The organism is Amedibacillus sp. YH-ame6 (assembly GCF_053848845.1).
Genome location: NZ_JBSPEZ010000004.1, coordinates 14,581 through 32,226, shown reverse-complemented (window position 1 = coordinate 32,226; position 17,646 = coordinate 14,581). Strand labels below are relative to the sequence as shown.

Annotated in this window: 15 protein-coding genes; all 15 read right to left on the bottom strand. The window is 34.3% G+C overall.

Annotated features, from left to right (window positions below; genetic code table 11):
• Positions 1-12: 12 nt before the first annotated feature.
• The 15 genes from dltB to ACWG0P_RS04560 all read right to left on the bottom strand — a co-directional run bounded on the left by dltB (position 13) and on the right by ACWG0P_RS04560 (position 17,589).
• Entirely contained in the window at positions 13-1,197 is a 1,185-nt protein-coding gene (gene dltB, locus ACWG0P_RS04630) for a D-alanyl-lipoteichoic acid biosynthesis protein DltB (RefSeq protein WP_455800703.1), read from the bottom strand.
• The gene (gene dltA / locus ACWG0P_RS04625) at positions 1,194-2,702 is read right to left on the bottom strand and encodes a D-alanine--poly(phosphoribitol) ligase subunit DltA (protein WP_455800702.1); all 1,509 of its coding nucleotides are present in this window, start codon (positions 2,700-2,702) and stop codon (positions 1,194-1,196) included. Before dltA ends, dltB begins: the two co-directional genes overlap by 4 nt.
• Positions 2,703-3,018: 316 nt before the next feature.
• Positions 3,019-4,518: a response regulator transcription factor gene (locus tag ACWG0P_RS04620; protein ID WP_455800701.1), complete on the bottom strand. Its 1,500-nt coding sequence runs from the start codon at positions 4,516-4,518 to the stop codon at positions 3,019-3,021.
• On the bottom strand, positions 4,518-5,969 hold the full coding sequence (locus ACWG0P_RS04615; RefSeq protein WP_455800700.1) for a sensor histidine kinase: 1,452 nt from the start codon (positions 5,967-5,969) through the stop codon (positions 4,518-4,520). Before ACWG0P_RS04615 ends, ACWG0P_RS04620 begins: the two co-directional genes overlap by 1 nt.
• An 87-nt stretch (positions 5,970-6,056) precedes the next feature.
• Entirely contained in the window at positions 6,057-7,760 is a 1,704-nt protein-coding gene (gene ptsP / locus ACWG0P_RS04610; protein ID WP_455800699.1) for a phosphoenolpyruvate--protein phosphotransferase, read from the bottom strand.
• Positions 7,761-7,876: 116 nt separating this feature from the next.
• Positions 7,877-8,188: an MG284/MPN403 family protein gene (locus tag ACWG0P_RS04605; protein WP_455800698.1), complete on the bottom strand. Its 312-nt coding sequence runs from the start codon at positions 8,186-8,188 to the stop codon at positions 7,877-7,879.
• Positions 8,189-8,284: 96 nt separating this feature from the next.
• The gene (locus ACWG0P_RS04600; protein ID WP_455800697.1) at positions 8,285-8,476 is read right to left on the bottom strand and encodes a hypothetical protein; all 192 of its coding nucleotides are present in this window, start codon (positions 8,474-8,476) and stop codon (positions 8,285-8,287) included.
• Positions 8,466-9,458, bottom strand: a complete 993-nt coding sequence (locus ACWG0P_RS04595; protein WP_455800696.1) for an ABC transporter ATP-binding protein — start codon at positions 9,456-9,458, stop codon at positions 8,466-8,468. The genes ACWG0P_RS04600 and ACWG0P_RS04595 overlap by 11 nt, the downstream gene beginning before the upstream one ends.
• A 1-nt stretch (position 9,459) precedes the next feature.
• On the bottom strand, positions 9,460-10,455 hold the full coding sequence (locus ACWG0P_RS04590; protein WP_455800695.1) for an ABC transporter ATP-binding protein: 996 nt from the start codon (positions 10,453-10,455) through the stop codon (positions 9,460-9,462).
• 11 nt (positions 10,456-10,466) lie between these two features.
• Positions 10,467-11,393 (bottom strand): oligopeptide ABC transporter permease, encoded by a 927-nt coding sequence (gene opp4C / locus ACWG0P_RS04585; protein WP_455800694.1) that lies wholly within the window; start codon positions 11,391-11,393, stop codon positions 10,467-10,469.
• A gap of 12 nt (positions 11,394-11,405) precedes the next feature.
• Positions 11,406-12,383, bottom strand: coding sequence for an ABC transporter permease (locus ACWG0P_RS04580; RefSeq protein WP_455800693.1), 978 nt, complete (start codon positions 12,381-12,383; stop codon positions 11,406-11,408).
• Between the two features lie 88 nt (positions 12,384-12,471).
• Complete coding sequence (locus tag ACWG0P_RS04575; protein WP_455800692.1) at positions 12,472-14,181, bottom strand: ABC transporter substrate-binding protein; 1,710 nt, start codon at positions 14,179-14,181, stop codon at positions 12,472-12,474.
• Positions 14,182-14,501: 320 nt separating this feature from the next.
• Positions 14,502-15,707 carry a diphosphate--fructose-6-phosphate 1-phosphotransferase gene (locus tag ACWG0P_RS04570; protein WP_455800691.1) on the bottom strand — a complete coding sequence of 402 codons (1,206 nt, stop codon included), beginning with the start codon at positions 15,705-15,707 and terminating at the stop codon, positions 14,502-14,504.
• Positions 15,708-15,778: 71 nt separating this feature from the next.
• Positions 15,779-16,135, bottom strand: coding sequence for a hypothetical protein (locus tag ACWG0P_RS04565; RefSeq protein WP_455800690.1), 357 nt, complete (start codon positions 16,133-16,135; stop codon positions 15,779-15,781).
• Positions 16,136-16,179: 44 nt separating this feature from the next.
• Positions 16,180-17,589, bottom strand: coding sequence for a spore germination protein (locus ACWG0P_RS04560; protein ID WP_455800689.1), 1,410 nt, complete (start codon positions 17,587-17,589; stop codon positions 16,180-16,182).
• Positions 17,590-17,646: the final 57 nt, after the last annotated feature.

The window sequence follows — 17,646 nt, the reverse complement described above, 5'->3', positions numbered from 1 at the left end:
TTCCTCCATTTTTTATATGTGCAACAACAGCAAACGAACAAGACGATGAACAATTTCCATAAAATGACCTGAGAAGATTAAGAATCCAAACATGATCAAGTTCAAGGTCACAAACCATGATAGAAGTTTGTACCATTTCTTGTTTTTATTATTCTTATAAAACTTTGATTTCTTTTGGTAAAACTCAAAACCTCCTAGTAGTAATCCATGGTATAACCCGTATAGGATATAGCTAGGTGTGATTCCATGCCAAAATCCCATAATACTCATATTAACCATATACGCAGAGAATGCCAAATTGAGCTTACTAGAGAAACGTTTCTTACGTACGCTATCCAACATGAAGCGTGAGAATACAAAATCACGAAACCAATAGGATAGGGTCATATGCCAACGATTCCAGAAATCCTTAATATCAATACTTAAGAATGGTTTATTGAAGTTCTCTGGTGTCTTAATACCTAATATATAACTGGCTCCTATCGCCATATTACTGTAACCAGCAAAATCAAAGAACATATAAATTCCATATAAATAGGCATAGGCAATCACTTCCAAAGGAGCATATATGTTAGATACACGATTCATTAGAGTAAATGCAATTCCACCCAATGCAAATTTATATAAAATACCTAACGTAAGCTTAAAGATTCCCTCTCCTGCCATCTGCAAGTACTCACTCTTTGCTGGAATGTTATGCAAATCACTAAGATAACGTCGACTTCGATCAATTGGACCTGAACTTATCGAAGGGAAGAATAAAATAAAACTACTATATTCGAAGAAACTCATTTCTTCTATTAAACCATCATAGGTTTCAATCACAATCTGTATTACCTTAAAGGATACATAGGAAACTCCTATAAAGGCAAATAGATTGAGTTGAACCAAAGAGGATACTTTACAAAGAATCAATGGCAACATTGCCAAGATGACAAATTGTACATAAAGTGAAGAGTTTTTCCCATACTTCTTTCTTAAGAATAGATAGATGCGAATCACATACCATTCAATGACATAGAACGCAATGAGATAGAGAAATCCACTCATACTGTTTCTACAGATTAAATACAGAAAGAAGATAGAAAACCCAAGGGCATATTGTTTGATGGGTTTTTCTTTCACTCCTAGAATAAAGGCTGGTATCAATCCTGCGAATAAGACAAGAAAGAAGCTTAGCCCTTCAAAGAAATTCATGATAACCCCTCTTGTAATGCTTTACGATCCGCTTTCCCATTGTTGGTCATTGGCATTTCATCAATGAACACATATTTCTTTGGTACCATATAATCTGGTACAAATTGTTTTAGTGATGCGGAAATGCTTTGTCCTAATTGGAAACGTTGACTTGTATCTCCTTGATACACAATATATCCAATTAGATTTTTAATCTTTCCATCTTTATAATTAGGAATTACTACGGCATTTTCTACACCGTCCACTTTCATTAGATTCTGTTCAATATCACAGATTTCTATACGGTACCCATTAAGTTTCACTTGTAAATCCATACGTCCACAATAGTACAACATACCATCTTCAAGATAGCCTTTATCACCAGTATGATACGCAGGCATTTCTACGCCATCAATGACTCTTGTAAAAAAGGCTTTCTTTGTTTGCTCAGGATTATGGAAGTATCCTTTTCCTACCGTATTTCCAACAATGATGATTTCCCCTTTTTCCATATCTGGAAGGCAATTCCCCTGTTCATCAATGATTTGAAGCCATGTACCTGGTTTTTGAACTCCAATTGGTAAAGGATTACTATTCTCAATTATTTCCTCGGTAATAACTACATCACTGATAGCCACTGTAGATTCTGTAGGTCCATACGTATTGATTACCTTAGCGTTTGGAAAACGTTGTAATAGTTTTCTAGCCGTTTCATTGGTTAACACCTCTCCACAAAACAAGAAGGTTTCCATATCTGGCATCATATCTTCGCAAAAGGATTTATCAACTAAACACATATCCGCAAAAGAAGGTGTGGATACCCAAACATTGGCCTTTGAGGAAGCTAATGCTTCAAACAATGTATGATAATCTTTTTGTAGTTCTTTATCTAACGTAAATAAGGTACCTCCACTTCCTAAGGAAGTGTATAAATCCATTACGGACAGATCAAATGAAAATGGTGCTTGGTTGATAAATATCTTTGCTTTTGATTGTGCATTTGCAAGAGGTATTGACCACTCTAGGAAATGATTCAAGTTTGCATAAGAAATTTGTACTCCCTTAGGAATACCAGTACTACCTGAAGTAAATATAATATAAAATATATCTTCACTTGTGAGTGCGCAAGAAGAATCAATTTCTTCCGTATGTGTATCTATGATTTCATATAATTTTGTTTTATCTACAATACCATTATGTGCAACATCAAGCTCTTCACTGCTTAGTACAATCGATGATTGAACCGTCTCTAAGATAGCTTCGATACGGTTCTTTGGAATACCTGCATCAATTGGACAATATGCTCTACCAGATTTTACACAAGCTAGAAAACAAATCAACATAAGTGGATCTTTATGTCCATATACAGGGATTGGTGTTTTATCATCCTTTAACTCGCTTTGTAGATAATGAGCCAATCGGTTTGCCTTTTGAAGTAAATCTTGATAACTAAGCGTTTCGCCGTTGTGTATATAGGCAATCGCATTTGATGAAGCGAATCCCTCCAATGTTTTTAATAATTCCATGTTATTACACTCCTCGTTTGAATGGTCCCATCCATTTAACATGTTCATTATAGCATAGTGCTTTTACACCAAATCTTAATTAATCTTAACAATCATAAATGTAAATACGCTGTTATATATTTTTACATAAAAAAACCACGCTCTGGGAGAAGCGTGATTTTTTTAAAGAAAAAGGATTAATCTAAGACCGGCTGGTAACAGTCTTAAATTATGGTATTGCAGATATATATTATTATTTTGGTCTTTATCTGCACCTATATTATAATCCATATTTATTAAAACATTTTTGTTATTTATAACAACATTTTGTCATATCTTATCTTTTCATTTTGTTTCTATATACTTTTGGTGTTATACCAGTATACTTTTTAAATATTTTATTATAATAGCTTTGTCCTTGGAAACCTACACGACTTGCAATTTCTTTTATTTGGACATCTTCTCTCAACAGCTCTTTACTAACATCTACACGTTTCTTTGCCAACATTTCCGTGAATGTCTTATGCATAGTTGTACTTAATAACTTACTTATATAAAAAGGAGATACTTTTAAATGTTCTGCCAAATCACTCAAGGTAATCGGTTTCTTATAATTATGTTCTATGAAATGGAGTGCTTCTTTTACTAGATGATTGGTATTTTTAAATCGTAAATCACTTACATTATGATATAGTTTTTTTAAGTTCAAGGTTAAATTGATATCCAACTCTTGGTATACATTGGCAGATATACGTAGAGGTAACAACATAAAATCATGTAAATCAATATCCATAAATTGTCGTTTGATACTCACAAGTAATTCTTCATAATATTCATCGATATGATGTAAGATATCTTCTTTATCCAACATTAGTACATCATCACATATCTTTTTGATTATATTCTTTAATGATGCTTCCTCCAAATTTTCAAAGATTGTTAAGGTATCTTCCACATAGTTGTGCATGTGATTTATATGAACCCCTAATGTATTGACGTTATCATAAATTTGTTGTTGGAAGGGCAGTTGTTTTCCAATATGATCTCTTGCCTTTAAAAAAGAATCATGAAAGTTATCGATGTTATTTACCATGGTTCCAATACCCAACCCAGCTTCATCGGTAAGATTATTTTCTAGTTGTTCACAGACATTCACTATATCTTCTTTAGAAAAAGATTTATCTCCTAAGACAAAGCAAGTTAGAAAACCATGTATTTTTTCTTGGATGATTTGATATGTCGAAGATGAAAATATGGCGTGCAGTTGTTCAAGAAGAAAATCTTCTTGGGTTCCTCTATATAACACACACATCCCACTTGTAATCTTTGGATTTAAAGCATGTACCTTACGATAAAGTTCTATTTCAGATTCATCTGAAATAATCGCATACAAACATTCATGGATTCTTTGCGGTATCATTTCTTGTATTTTCATCTCAAACGCATCGGCTTTGTTTACATCAAAAGAAGTTAACTTTTTTATTAGGGTTTCGATTGCCTGTAAAAACTCCGCAATGTTATATGGTTTTAAAATAAAATCTGCGACACTTAAACGAATGGCTTGTTGTGCATATTCAAAATAATTATAAGAAGATACAATTAAGAATTGCACTTTTGTATCCTTGCTTTTCATATCTCGAATCATATCTAAACCATTTATCCCAGGCATATTGATATCTGCACACACGATGTTTGGTTGTTCCTTTTCAAATAACGCAATAGCTTCCTTTCCATTTCGTGCTTCAAAAACAAGACCATCTCTTATGTTTTCTTTTAGAATATGAACCAATGTTTCCCGTTCTATCTTTTCATCTTCTACTACAAGTATCTTTACCATTAGATTTCCTCCCCCTTGATTTTCATCACTATTTCAAAGCCACAATCCTCACTACTATTCACAATGATTTCGACTTGATCTTTAAAAAATGTTTTTAATCGTTTCGTCACATTATACAATCCAATGTGTTCTCTTTCTTCATCCTGTATACGATATTCATTTAAGATCAATTCTTCTAATGTATGAGCAGACATACCTATTCCATTATCGCTTACTGATAAAAGAATATCTGTTCCATTCATACTCGCACTTACTATAACTTCCCCATCCGTTATAGTGTCTTTTAAGCCATGCGTTACTGCATTTTCCACCAATGGTTGTAGAACCATCGTAGGAATGTGAATGTTTTGTATATCTAAATCCACATATAAATGGAAAGTGATTCTTTCTCCAAAACGATTTTCTTGTAGAAACATATAGTTTTCAATCGCTTTTAACTCTTCTCTTAAGGTACTTACTTTATGGATGGTATCTAAACTATATCGAAGTAGTTGACTTGTCTTTTCCATCAGTTCACTAGTTTCATATGCGCCTTCACTATACGCCTTCTTATAAATCATATTCAAAGTATTAAATAAAAAATGCGGGTTTATTTGATTTTGTAAAACACGTAATTCTCCTTGAATTAATAACTCATCTTTTTTTAAGTTCTCATTTTGTTGTTCTAGAACACGTTTTTCTAAGTCTGCCTTTTCTTCTGCATATTGGATATTCTTTTGAACACTATCTGCCATATCTTCAAGAGCAATACATAATTCATTCATCTCGACATTCGCATTGGATATTTGTGTTAAATCGTATTCTCCTTTTTTTATTTGTTTCATATTATGGACGATTTTTTCAATTGGATCTGTAATTGATTTTAACATCGTTCTAGAAAAGTATATAATCCATATGATCATAAGGATTATCAAGAGAACCGACATCCAACCTAATATAAGACGATGCTCGTGCACTTGATTTTTATAGAATTGCATATCTTTGGTTAAAATTTCATAATAATCGCCACGTGATCTCATGATGTTGATAAATTGTTGATGTACTTGATCTTTTGATACTGGTGCATCTATCGTGTAGGTAGCATTCTTAACATATTGATAAAACTCTTGTATGCTTGATTTAAGCTTAGTAAACTGTTTATCCTGATCCACCTTGCCATATGCATCTTTTACATTTTGTAGACCTTGTAAAGCCTCTTTCTCGCTATTCTCTGCTTGTTTGATAAAGGTTTCATCTTCATTAGACATATACTCTGTATAAAGGGTATGTATTTCTTTTGCATTATGATATACATGATTTAATTCATTATACGTGGTAAATGTATCATTGTACTTATTAATTGTTTCATCATTCAACAAATAATACATCGTACAACCAAGTGATACCATCAAAAGAAGCATAATATTATATACAAAGATACGCCAACGCATACTTTCTGTTCTTCTTTTCATGATTCACCCTCCCATCAAAATCCTTTCTTATATTCTACCATAATGATGTTCAAAAAAAAACAAGATGCTTGCGCATCCTGTTCTCTATTATTTGTCTACTGATTTTTTAACAAGAGCTAATACTTCTTCAGCTGTTGATAAACTTAATGCTTCTGCAGCGAGAGATTCCATCTCTTTTTTGCTTAAGCCATTTACCATTTTACGTGCTGGAAGAATAGAAGTAGCTGACATTGAGAATTCATCAAGACCCATACCTAATAGTAATGGTACTGCATATGGTTCTCCAGCCATTTCTCCACACATACCAGCCCATTTTCCTTCTTTATGAGCACCTTGAATTGTCATATTTACAAGACGAAGGATAGAAGGGTTATATGGTTGGTATAAGTAAGATACATTTTCACTCATACGATCCGCTGCCATTGTATACTGAATTAAGTCGTTTGTACCAATAGAGAAGAAATCTGCTTCTTTCGCGAAGTTATCTGCATTTACTGCAGCAGCAGGAATTTCCACCATCATACCAACTTCAATATTATCCGCAACTTGTACACCTTCTTTGATAAGGTTTGCTTTTTCTTCATTGAAGATAGCTTTTGCATCACGGAATTCTTGTACCGTAGCGATCATTGGGAACATGATACAAAGTTTTCCATAAATACTTGCACGAATCAATGCACGCAATTGTGTACGGAAAATATCTGTACGATCTAAACATAAACGAATTGCACGGTATCCTAAGAATGGGTTCATTTCTTCAGGGAATTCAAAGTATGATAATTTCTTATCTCCACCGATATCCAATGTACGAACAACAACTTTACGTCCGCCCATACCTTCTAATACTTCTTTATATGCAACAAATTGTTCATCTTCTGTTGGGAAGTGATCAGCATCCATATACAAGAATTCTGTACGGAACAAACCTACACCTTCTCCACCATTATTTAAGACACCATCTACATCTTTCGCACTACCGATGTTTCCAGCAAGTTCTACTTCATGACCATCTGTAGTAATAGATTTCGCATCTTTTAATACACGAAGAGCTGCTTTCTCTTCTGCAAAAGCTGCTGCTTTTGCTTCATATTTCTTAATTGTATCCTGATCTGGATTTAAGATAACATCCCCTTCTAATGCATCAAGGATCATCATATCTCCATGATTTGCTGCTTCAAGTACACCAGCACAACCAACAACAGCAGGAACTTCTAAGCTTCTTGCCATGATTGCAGAGTGAGATGTTCTACCACCAATTGCTGTCGCAAATCCTTTTGCGAACATATTTAACTGTGCAGTATCAGATGGTGTTAAGTCATGTGCTACTACGATTGAATCTTCATTCATTGTTGATAAATCAGGAATTGTTAATCCTAAAACATTGCATTTTAAACGATATGTAACATCTTTGACATCTGCTGCTCTTTCACGGAAATAATCATTATCCATAGACTCAAACATTGCTACCATTTGTGAAGAAACAACATCTGCTGCATATTCTGCATTCACTTTATCGTTTTCAATCATTGAAACGATCTGCCCAGCGAATTCAGGATCTGATGCCATCATTAAATGTGCATCAAACACAGCCAATTCTTCTTCAGATAAACGTGCAGAAGCTTTTTCCTTTACTACTTCAATATCTGCTTTTGTTTTTTCAAGAGCTTCATTGAATTTTTTAACTTCTACTGCAGGGTCTCCATCCTTTTTAACGATTTCTACATTAGGCTGTACCAGCTTGTATACTTTCGCGATAGCTACTCCAGACGATGCCGCAATACCTTTTAACATAAATGTATCCTCCTCTTAACACTTAAAACCACTTATGATGAGTATCTTTTTTTGGTAGAATTACCTGTATTTTTGAACTTCTTTAATCCTACCTACGTATTTAATAATACCATTTTTCACATATATAAGCAATGAAAGAATGCCTCTACCGCAATGTTTTTTAGCTGTTCGTGCGTCTTTCCATCATATTTATTCTTCCACCAATCGCTATCGTTTAGGCATAGGAAATCATTCCTAATGATTTCTGCATAGATTTCAGGTAGTTCGCGTAAGATTCTATCCATATCGATACGAAATTCATTTGCATTATAGGCACCCTCCTGTTCCATTATTTGTAGATTTTCCTTACTGGTTGTTTCTTCATATTTTTGATACAACCTTCCCAAATACTTCATTAATACATCTTCATCTTTTCTTGTTCTTTTCATTCGATATACCGCCCTTCCATAGGTATATACGAGAAAATTGGGTAAAATTCCTAAAAAAAAGACAAATTCTTTTAAAAATTTGTCTCTTCGTACCTTTTATTGAAAAAATAATACAAACAAATAAAGCAAAAGTGCAATCACACCAAACGCTAGTAAGACTACAGGTAGTATTACTGAAAATCCTGCTATTACTAGTGCTAGAAAATCATTCTTCTCTAAATTTGCTGTTTTACCTTCTTTTATTTCCTTTTTTTTCAACAGTTCTTTTAATCTAGGTCTATTTATCACTGAATTCACCACCAAAATGACATAGTGTGAAATGACCTGGTTTAATTTCTTTGTTAGCTGGTTCTTGTTCCTTACAAATATCCTTAGAATAAGGACAACGAGGATGGAATTTACATCCACTTGGTACATTTACATTGCTAGGAATTTCCCCTTGGATAGCTTCCATCGCAGAACGCTGTGATGGATCTGGTTTAGGTATCGCTGCCATTAAAGCTTTCGTATATGGATGTTGAGGATTATTAAATATTTCATCCTTATCAGCCAATTCCACTAGAGATCCCAAATACATGACTCCAACACGATTACTTATATGTTTTACAACACTCAAATCATGAGAAATAAAGATATAAGAAATTTTTTGTTCTTTTTGCAAGTCTACCATTAAATTTATAATTTGTGACTGAATAGAAACATCGAGTGCAGATACTGGTTCATCACAAACGATAAAAGATGGACTTAATGCAAGTGATCTTGCAATCCCAATACGCTGACGTTGTCCCCCAGAAAACTGATGTGGATAACGATAGCAATAATATGGTGGTAATCCACATTTTTCCATCAATCCTAAAATATAATCCTTAAGTTCATCCCCTTTCTTATAGTACCCATGTGCAACCAAAGGTTCAGAAAGAGTGTTATAGATATTCATTCTAGGATTCAATGAACTATATGGATCCTGAAATATAATTTGCATTTTTTCACGTAATTTACGCATTTCTTTGCGATTCTTCGCAAGAATATTTTCTCCATTGAAAATCACTTCGCCCTCTGTAGGCTCATGTAAACGGATAATAGCACGTCCTAACGTTGACTTACCACAACCAGATTCACCTACAAGACCTAAAGTTTCACCTTCGTAAAGTTTAAATGAAACTCCATCCACAGCTTTTACATATTTTTTATTTTTATTAAATTTTCCTTTTCCAAGAGGGAAAAACTTTTTAAGGTCATTGACCTCAAGAATAACTTTCTTATCCTCCATATTATGCCTCCTGTCCTTCATCATATAGGAAACAACTTACATGATGTCTTGAACCCACTTTAACATCACTTGGTTGTCCTTCTCTACATTTTGGCATAGCCTTTGGGCAACGATCAGCAAAATAACATCCAGAAGGAAGATTTACTGGATTTGGCACACTACCTTCAATTGTTGCCAAACGTTCATTTCCGCTATTTAAAGAAGGCATACTAGCCATTAAACCCACTGTATATGGATGTTTAGGGTTTTTGAATATTTCAAAAACAGAAGCACTCTCAACAACTTTTCCAGCATACATAACATTTACATGATCCGCCATCTGTGCTACAACACCCAAATCATGAGTAATTAGCATAATAGACGTTCCAGTTTTTTCTTTTAGATCATTCATTAATTTTAATATTTGAGCTTGTATGGTTACATCAAGTGCCGTTGTAGGTTCATCCGCAATCAATAGTTTTGGACTACAAGCTAATGCCATAGCAATCATAATACGTTGACGCATCCCACCAGACAACTGGTGAGGATAATTTGTAACAATTTTCTCAGGACGAGAAATACCAACTAAATCTAATAATTTAATAGTACGTTCTTTCGCCTCATCTTTTGTAACATCTTCATGTAGAAGAATGTTTTCTTCAATTTGAGATCCTACAGTAAATACAGGATTTAAAGAAGTCATAGGTTCTTGGAAAATCATTGATATATCATTTCCACGAATCTTACGTATTTCTGCATCACCTAAAGTGGCAAGATTTACGCCATCATATGAAATATTACTACCATCTTCAATCTTGCCAGGTTCATCTACTAAACCAAGAATACTCATGGCTGTAACACTCTTGCCACAACCAGATTCACCAACAATAGCAAGCGTTTCATTTTCGTACATTTTGAAGTTATTGCCATCTACAGCTTTGCTAACTCCTTTACTAGTATAAAAATAAACACGAAGGTTTTCTACATCTAGTATTTTCTTGTTCTTATCTTTTTCCATGTATAAACCTCCTATCTAATATCTTTTGGATCAAATGCATCGCGAAGTCCTTCACCTATAAGATTGATGGAGATAACTGTCAGCAAACACATGATACCTGCAGGTACCCAATTCCAAGGCAAGCTCTGGAACACTTCAGTGTTACGAGCCAATTCCATTAAGTTACCCCATGAAGGAATAGGAGGAGTAACCCCCATTCCAAGGAAAGATAACCCTGCTTCTGTTAGAATGGCACTTGCCATCGCTAGAGTCGCATTTACAATAATCATAGAAAGTACATTTGGAATTAAATGTTTAAATATTTTCGAAAAATCGCTCAACCCTAAAGCTTCACAAGCTTGCATATATTCTTGCTCACGTAAAGAAAGAATTTGACCACGTACTAGACGAGCCAATCCTGGCCATGATAAAACACCAATTAAAGTTGATACAATATACATTTTGATATCTGTTGGTGTCCATAATAGATTAAATGCAACTACTAAGATAAGTGGAGTAAAAGGAAGAGAATATACTATCTCAGAGAAACGCATCAATAAATTATCGACCCAACCACCATAATAACCAGCGATACCGCCGAATATACAACCAAGTAAAACAGTTATTATTGCAGCAATTAATCCAACCATAATAGAGATTCGACCACCTAGAAACAGACGGAATAACACATCACGTCCTTGTTGATCGGTTCCTAACCAATGGCTTGCACTTGGCGCCATATTTTTTGCAGCATAACTATAATCTGTTACATCGATTCCCATTATAATTGGAACGAAGATAACAGCTAATACTATCAAAACGAAAACAATTAAACCAATCATTGCAATTTTGTTTTTACGAAATCGTTGAATCGCAATGCGCCATGGTCCCATGGTATCGGATTTATCCATTTTCGCAAGTTCATCAACTTTTTTATTTTCTAAATTATCATTTATCATTACCATTCACCTCTATTCTACTTTAACTCGTGGATCCACTACAGAATATAAAATATCTGATAATAAATTACCTAAAACCATCAAGATTGCAGAGAACAATAAACAGGCTGTAATTATACTCTGGTCTTGTCCTTGAATAGCTTCAATCAATATTTTACCAAGTCCTGGCCAACCAAATACGGATTCCAGTATCATCGCTCCACTGAAAAGGGATGGAATATATAATCCCAATAAAGTTACTAGAGGAATAAGTGCATTTTTAAATGCATGACGATAAATAACGACTTTCTCTTTCAACCCTTTTGCTCGTGCAGTTCTTACATAATCCATGTTAATAACATCAATCATAGAACTACGCACATAACGTGAGAATGTTGCAAAGTTAGAGAATGCCAATACAATCGTAGGTAATAGCATATGACTTGCAATATCCATGATTTCTTGGAAGATATTATCATAGCCAAACATGGATAAGTCTGGGGATCGCATTCCGGTAACTGGCAGTCCAAATGGAAGTGCGATACAGAAGATTAAAACAAGTGCAAAGAAGAATGTTGGTACTGATACTCCTAATAAAGAGAATACTGTCCAAAAGTTATCAAATTTAGTAAACTTTTTCACTGCCTGTCGAATTCCTATTGGTATAGATAAAGCAACACCGACAATCATGGCTACAATATTTAACAAAAATGTATTCCACACAAAATCACCAATGATATCAATTACTGGTGCCTTGTATTTAATAGATTGTCCCAGATTTCCACTCGCAAAATTACCAATCCAAATCACATATTGTTCAGGGAGGCTTTTGTTAAGTCCCAATTCTTCACGGATTTGTTCTTTTTGTTCTGGGGATGCCTTCGTCCCAAGTCCTAAATATGCTGTAACAGGGTCTCCAGGCATTGCTTTAACCGTACCAAATATAACCACTGAGATTATAAACATAACAGGAATTAGATTTAATAATCGTTTTCCAATGTATTTTAACATAAAATCACCTCTCGTATTTATATTAAGCGACAAATAAGAGCAAGGAATACTTGCTCTTATTTGAACACTTTAATATTCTTTAATAAAACTATTCAAGCGTAGCATCTTTCAATGCTTTTGGCCAAGAATATAGAGCATTTGTCTTTAAATTCTTTACGCGCTTGTTATAAATATCAAAGTACGTATTTCCATAAACTGGAACAACAGTAGCTTCATCATTTAATTTAACTGCGATTTCTTTCCAAACATTTACAGCTTCATCTTTATCTAAAGTTGTAAGACCTTTGTCTAATAATGCATCAACTTCTGGATTTTTCAAACGAGCATAATTATCGCTACCATCTTTCGCATAACGAGAATTAAATGTAGTATAAATATCAGTCATACCATCAGAAGTATATGATGTTGCTAAGAAGAATACTGTCCATTCATTTGCATTCTTATCATAATAAATCTTATCTAAGATTGTATTGAAGTCAACAGTAGCAACCTGTACATCAGCACCTAATTCAGTTCCCCAAGCTTTTTGCCACATTGGAACTAAATTTGAAAGAATATCATGATCTGCCATAGATAAAATTTTGATAGATAGTTTTTCGCCGTTTTTGTAACGGAATCCATCTGCACCAGGTGCCCAACCTGCTTGATCAAGCAATTGTTTTGCAGTTTCAATATTATACTCGTAAGTGTTTAATCCTTCGATTTTTTCTTCACCACGAATAGCTGGTCCCATTTCAGAAAGTGGGTTGTTGTACAATGTAGGTACATATCCAATTTCAGCACCATCTAAATCTTTACATTTTGGACATTCATAGTAAGAATCTACGAATGATTGACGATCGAATGCATACGTTAATGCCTGACGTACTAATTTATCCTGAGTTACACCAGCACCAGCATTAAAAGTAATATAGCCAGCTCCGCCACGTGGGTAGCTATTAAATGCAAGATCTTTATTGTTTGTAGCAGGACCGATTTTCTTAGGTTCGATTGAACCAGCAAGAATATCGATGTTTCCTGATTCTAATTCTTGATACTCAGTTGTCATTTTTGTAGGTTTGATGATTACGTTTTCAATTTCGTATCCTTCACCTAATTGTTTTGCTGAGTAATTTTCATTTTTTGTAAATGAAGCACCACTACCAGCATCCCATTTTTTCATAACATATGGTCCAGTACCGATTGGTTCTTTGATTAAATCTTTAACTGCTTTTGTGTTTTTATATTTATAATCTTTAAACTGATCTTTACTAATGATTGCAAATGATGCTGCATAAGCAGTCAAGCTATCATTACGCGCTTCATCAGTTGTAAAAGTGATTGTATAATCATCTACCACTTTGATACCTGGGAATTCAGGTTCTTTTTTGTTATCAGCATTGTTATAATCAGCATAACCTGATAAATACTGTGTAGTTCCTGCATAACGTCCATCATATGTTGGATCAGAAACTACTTTGAAAGTAAATTCAACATCTTCTGCGTTGAAATCTGTTCCATCAGAGAATTTGATGCCTTTTTTCAACTTGAAGGTAACTGATTTTGCATCATCACTTACTGTCCAAGATTCCGCTAAACCTGGTTGTAGCTTGTTGTTAACATCATACTCCCCTAATTTGTTATACACCAAGTCAACAGCATATCCATCATATGAAGATGAATAGTAAATTGGCGAGAATGTACCTGTCAAACTTTCTGCTCCTACTGTAAGCGTTGAGCTCTTTTTATCTGAACTTCCACATCCTACTAGAGAAACAGCCATTAGACCTATACAAAATAGGCTTAATACTTTTTTCATAAAATCTCCTCCTATCACTCCTGATATGTTATTCATTATATCTTACTTCACATAGAATTACAATAATTATTCCATGAAAATTACATGGAATGAAAAGACGTTTTTACATTTTTGTGTAAATAATGGAATAAATTGTTTTAAAAGAAAATGATTTTTTTCATATTTACATTTTTTCACTCTTTTCATAGTAAATAGTGCAATTTTCAACTAAATACACCCTTTATGTTATCGCAAGTCTTCCTTTTAATGCAAGAAAATGCAAATAGTAGTTTTTTCCATACAAAAAGAACGACTTTCATCGTTCTTTTAAAGGTATAGAATTATCTCATATTAAATGGTTTGATTGTTGCAGGAATAGCACCATCCATGATTAATGTAGGTTCACCTTGAATAAGTGGTGTAATATAATCGTGGAATTCTTTTGTTAATCCTTGGTAATCAGGTAAAATCCATTCTGTTGGAACATGTTTAACGTGGTTTGCGAAATCTTCAGCAGGTCCTGAAATGAATTTTGCATTGTATTTACCATCTACATATTCTCTTTGAACAGCAACAACGTGTCCTGTGAATCCAGGTTTTGCACTTCTTGCATGTGCAGACATACCTAATTCAAATGCTTCTGTAACATCTACTAATGACTGTGCAAAGTTAGAGCTACGAGCTGCAGTACTTAAATCTTGTACTTTCGCACGAGGGGCGATACCAGCTTCTAAGATCATTCTCTTTAAAGCTTCAGCAGCCCCACCTAATACAGCATGTCCGAAACCATCATTTACGGCTTCTCCAGCTGCTAAGTAAGTTCCATCAGCAAAGTGAGCACCCTCACTTGTTACGATATAGCATTTCCCTTTTTCAGCCATGCATTTTTTAACTTCTGCAAGGAATTTTTCTTTGTCGAAATCAACTTCAGGTAAAATGATCAAATCTACACGACCAGTAGCAACTGTTGAACCAGCTAACCAACCAGCGTCTCTACCCATTGTTTCAAGAATGAAAACTTCTTCACGAGTATATACATTGTAATCTAACCATGTAGCATTTACTACTTGGTTCGCAAATTTTGCACCTGATGCAAATCCTGGACAGTGATCAGTCACCATTAAGTCATTGTCAACTGTTTTAGGAATACCAACAAAGCGTTTTGCGATGTTGTTTTTCTTAGCCCATTGGCTCAATGCATCTACTGTATCCATAGAGTCATTTCCACCAATGTAGAATAAGATTTCAATATCATGTTTGTCCATGATTTCAACTAATTTACGGTAATCAGTTTCATCATTTCTTTTTAATTTGTAACGGCAAGAACCTAAGGCAGAAGATGGAGTCTGACGTAATACGCGGTTTTCAAACTCACTCATGTTTGTAAGGTCATATAAACGATCCTGTAAAATTCCTTCAATTCCATTAAGTCCACCATAAACTGTGTCATAAACTGGGTTTAACTGGTTTGCTCTAACAACACCTGCAAGTGAAGCATTGATAACGGTTGTTGGTCCACCAGACTGAGCAACTAAACAATTTGCCATGTAATTTCCTCCTAATTAAAATAATCATTACGTAAGATATTTTAGCACAGTTCCATTTATTTTGAAAGTTCCTATTTGTTTTTCTTTTCATTCATTGCTGTGATAAAACATAAAAAGTCTACAATGACGTCATTTAATAGCACAATTCCTGCTAAACTTATGTTTTTAAAGGCCAAAATCACAAGCCCTAAAAAGAAGATAACCTCCATAATAATAATCTGTCTTCGCTCTTTTTTATACCCTTCTTGTGTATATAATTTCATAAGCTCAAAAAAAGGTAATCTTTTAAGCATAAAGGAATCTAAAGCAAATAACAAAACCCAAAAGAAAAAACGCAGATACTCTGGTTCATAGAGAGAATAAAATAGAGGAAGGCAGAGTATTTCTACCGTACTAGCAATCATAATATCTCGATACGTTTTTTCCATATATATCACCTTGTCTCTATTATACCACCAAGGTGCATCTTTGGTTATGATTTCGTGCTGCTTTTCCCTCTTAATTTTTTACGCGCAAAAATCATTTTAAAATCCTTCCCGTTAAATGGAAACAGAGGATAGAAATAAGAAGTTTTTGTTACCGTCTTATTCGAAATCATAATGCATAACATTGCAATAATTCCTATCCAAAATCCAAAACGTGGAGATATTGCAGTTAGTATTAAAATCATAATGCGCATAAATTTAATCGCATATCCCAATTCAAAACTAGGTTGTGTAAAATCCGCAAGTGCCACAAATGCCATATACAGGATAATTTCGGGAGCGAGCCAGCCTGCATTGATCGCAAACTCTCCCAAAATAAGTGCCCCTATAATACTAAAGGTACTACCTAAGGAATTCGGCGTATTCAAGCTTGCCATCTTTAGCGCATCAATACCAAACTCCAACAATAGCAATTGTACAATGATTGGTACATTTCCTTGATCTTTTATGAGAGTGAAGCGAAACCAATCAGGACATAAAGTAGGATTGAGATTAAGATAGAACCAAACAGGAGTCACTAATAAAGTAATAAAGAAAACAAGGATTCTTATGATTCTTAAATAGCTTCCGGTAATCGGTGGTAAGTAATAATCCTGTGCCTCTTGTATAAAATCAAAAAAACTTGTTGGTAGTATTAAAACACTTGGTGAATTATCAATCATTAAAATAAGCTTTCCTTCTAATATGTTACTGCTTGCAGTATCGGGTCGTTCCGTATAGCGAACCTTTGGAAAAGGATTTAGATATTTATGAGGCACCAATGCTTCCGCTATGCTTTCATGTGCCATCGTTAAAGCTTCTACTTGTATTTCGGATAGCATTCTTCGCACATCCTTTAACATATCTTCATCAATCAATCCATCCATATAACAAAGCACTATATCACTCTTACTTATAGAACCAACGCTTGTATATTCCATGCGCAAATGTGAATCACGTATTCTTCTTCGTATCAAAGCGGTATTAAAAATCAAGGTCTCAACAAACCCATCACGACTTCCTCTTAACACCTTATCATCTTGTGGCTCCTCCATACCTCTTACTGGATATGTTCTTGCATCGATTACGATACCTTCTTCATACCCTTCCACCATCAACACAATAGAACCACTTAGTACCGCTGTAATCAAATCTTTCATATCCGCTTTTACATCTACTTCAAGATAAGAAATGAATCGATCACAAAACACCTGTACACTATCCCTTTCTACTGTTTCTTTGATATCTGCCTTTAATAGAAACTCCATCATTTTCTCTAAGATTTCATCTTTCGCAAAACCATCTACAAAAAACAATGTCATATGGATATTTTGAACCAACATTGCTTTGGATACAACATCAAAATTTTGATCTACATATAATTTCTGTTTTAATTCTTGTATGCGTTTTTCATACATCTTGATCACCTATAGTTAAGATGTACATATCGTGTATATTTATACGTATGTGCACGA